Annotated in this window: 3 protein-coding genes; 2 read left to right on the plus strand and 1 reads right to left on the minus strand. The window is 66.7% G+C overall.

Annotated features, from left to right (window positions below):
- Nucleotides 1-56: 56 nt before the first annotated feature.
- Nucleotides 57-998 carry a tripartite tricarboxylate transporter substrate binding protein gene (locus tag IRZ12_RS17140; protein ID WP_296471181.1) on the minus strand — a complete coding sequence of 314 codons (942 nt, stop codon included), beginning with the start codon at nt 996-998 and terminating at the stop codon, nt 57-59.
- A 327-nt stretch (nt 999-1,325) separates the two neighbouring features.
- On the opposite strand from IRZ12_RS17140, the gene IRZ12_RS17145 reads away from it, so the two are divergent.
- Nucleotides 1,326-2,558, plus strand: a complete 1,233-nt coding sequence (locus tag IRZ12_RS17145) for a CaiB/BaiF CoA-transferase family protein (RefSeq protein WP_296471178.1) — start codon at nt 1,326-1,328, stop codon at nt 2,556-2,558.
- Between the two features lie 37 nt (nt 2,559-2,595).
- Nucleotides 2,596-2,757 (plus strand): aldehyde dehydrogenase family protein (locus IRZ12_RS17615; RefSeq protein WP_367181604.1); only part of this gene is annotated, 162 nt, incomplete at its 3' end.

The raw sequence follows: 2,757 nt of genomic DNA on the forward strand, positions 1-2,757 counted from the left end.
CGGCGCCGCCCCCCCCCCCCCCCCCCCCCCCCGCCCGCCCCCCCGGCCCGGGAGTCCTATTGCACCTTGATGCCACGCTCTTTGATGATGGCGCCCCAGGTGGCGGATTCGCTCGCGATGAACTTGGCCAGTTCTTCGCGGGTCATGGGGTCCGGCGTCAGCCCGTGCTTGATGAGCTGGCCGGCCACGTCCGGGTCTTTCAATACCTTTACGATCTCTTCATTCCACCGGTCCAGGATCTTCGCCGGCGTCTTGGCGGGGCCGACGAAAGCGTACCAGTTGGTGGCATTGAAGCCGGGTATGCCCGATTCCGCGATGGTCGGGATGTCCGGCATGAAGGCGGGGCGCTTCAGCCCTGTGGTGGCGATGGCGGTGATCTTGCCGGTCTCGATGTGCGGTTGCGCGGAGGAGGGCGTCGAATAATAGGATGCGACGCGGCCGGCCACGAGGTCCACCATGGCTGGCGCGCCTCCTTTGTACGGGACATGGACGACGTCGATGCCGGCCCGTTGGTTGAGCAGTTCGCCCGCCAGGTGGGACGCCGATCCGGCGCCCGTCGAGGCGTAGCTCAGGCGGGAGGGGTCCTTCTTGGCGAGCGCGATGTATTCACCCAGTGTCTTGATGCCGAGCCCGGCATGGGTCACGAGTACGTTCGGGAAGTTGACCCCCATGGTGATGGGCGCAAGGTCCTTGACCGGATCGTAGGGCAGTTTCATGAGGTGCGGCGCGATCGCCAGCGGGCCGATGGAGCCGAGCAGGATGGTCGAGCCGTCAGGCTCGGCCCGTGCCACTTGGTCGTGGGCGATATTGCCGCCGGCACCGGCCCGGTTTTCCACGACCACCGAAAGTCCAAGGTTCTCGCTCAATTTCTTGGCGATCAGCCGGGCGGCCGTGTCCGCGCCGCCGCCGGGCGCAAAGCCCACCAGCATGGTGATCGATTTGCGGGGAATGTCTTGGGCCTGGGCGGTCGGGGCGAGGCCCCGGGGCGATCGCTGCAGACGTCCAGGCGGTCAATGCACAGGCAATGCGTACCATATTGGCTCCTCCGGAGAGTTGGTCTGGGCCATGGGCTGGCTCTCGTTTCGTGCAGCATACGGAAGGCCCGCGCGCCGTGTCCCGCCCCGGTCGTGAGCGCATGAGAAGGGGTCTTCACGGAGCGTGACGGGCGGGGCGGGCGAGAGGAGCGAGGTTGCGATGCCTTTGCGTTCCGGATGATCCGGGCTTCGGATCGCCACGTGCGCCGTGCGCGGCCGGGGGCCTGAGGTAAGCTTACGGACCGCGTTGCAACTGCCGGGGCTCCCGGCGCCTTGACTTCAGAGCAGAACATGACTGAACGTGCTTCTCCCTTGGCTGGTATTCGCGTCCTCGACCTGACGCGTGTCCTCGCCGGTCCGTGGTGTACCCAGAACTTGGCCGATCTGGGCGCCGAGGTGATCAAGATCGAGCGGCCGGGGAGCGGTGACGACACTCGCAGCTGGGGGCCTCCGTTCCTAAAGGATGCAGAGGGCCGCGAAACCTCCGAGGCGGCCTATTACCTGAGCGTCAATCGCAACAAGCGCTCGGTGGCGCTCGACATTTCGACACCGGAGGGCGCCGCCTTGGTGCGCCAACTCGCGGCTCAATGCGACATCCTGATCGAGAATTTCAAGGTCGGTGGCTTGGCGAAATACGGGCTCGATTACGCCTCGCTCAAGACGGTGAACCCCCGGCTGATCTACTGCTCGATCACGGGTTTCGGTCAGTTCGGCCCCTACGCGCACCGGCCGGGCTACGATTTCATGATCCAGGGGCTGGGGGGCTTCATGAGCATCACGGGCGAGCGCGACGGCTTGCCCGGTGCCGGTCCGCAAAAGGCAGGCGTGGCAGTCGCCGACATCCTGACCGGCATGTACGCCACGGTGGGCATCTTGGCCGCGCTACAGGAGCGCCATCGTAGCGGACTGGGCCAGCACCTGGACATCGCCCTGCTCGACAGTGTCGTGGCCATGCTCGGCAACCAGGCGCTGAACTACCTGACGTCGGGCGTGGCGCCGCGCCGCGCCGGCAACGCCCACCAGAACATCGTGCCGTACCAGGTCTTCGCCGCGTCGGACGGCCACCTTATCGTGGCGGTCGGGAACGACGGCCAGTTCCGCGCTTACTGCGGCGTGATCGAGGCGCCCCACCTGGCCGACGATCCCGATTACGCCACCAATAGCAACCGGGTCATCCATCGCGACAGGCTGGTGCCCATTTTGGCCGAGATCATGGCCAAGAAGCCGCGCGATTACTGGCTGGAGCGCTTGGAGGCCGTGGGCGTGCCCTGCGGCCCCATCAACACCATCGACCAGACGTTCAATGATCCGCAGGTCCAGGCACGAGGGCTGCGCCTGGACCTGCCGCATCCGCTGGCCGGCACCGTGCCTTCGGTCGCGAGCCCGCTGCGGTTGTCCGAGACGCCCGTTCGCTACCGCAATGCCCCGCCCCTGCTGGGGCAGGACACGGAAGCGGTCTTGCGGGAATACTTGGGCATGAGCGAGGAGGAGGTGCGGCGCTACGCCCCCGCCGGGCGCGGCTAGTTGACCGCGGCGCCCGACTGCCGAACCACCTTGCCCCATTTCTCGATTTCGGACTGGAGGAAGGTGCGGAAGTCGTCGGGGCTGCGTGCAGCAAGGCTGTATCGTCAGTCCGGGTATCTTGGCGGATGCGCCCGCCGACAGCCCCATTTGGACGGAAGAGGTGTTCGGCCCGCTGGCCGTCGTGCAGCGGGCGCGCGAT

The sequence above is a fragment of the Pigmentiphaga sp. genome (genome assembly GCF_019689535.1).
GTDB lineage: Bacteria > Pseudomonadota > Gammaproteobacteria > Burkholderiales > Burkholderiaceae_B > Pigmentiphaga.

Bases quoted from the DNA above. Each gene is read 5' to 3' on its own strand.
- IRZ12_RS17145 (WP_296471178.1), top strand. From the start codon at position 1,326: ATGACTGAACGTGCTTCTCCCTTGGCTGGTATTCGCGTCCTCGACCTG.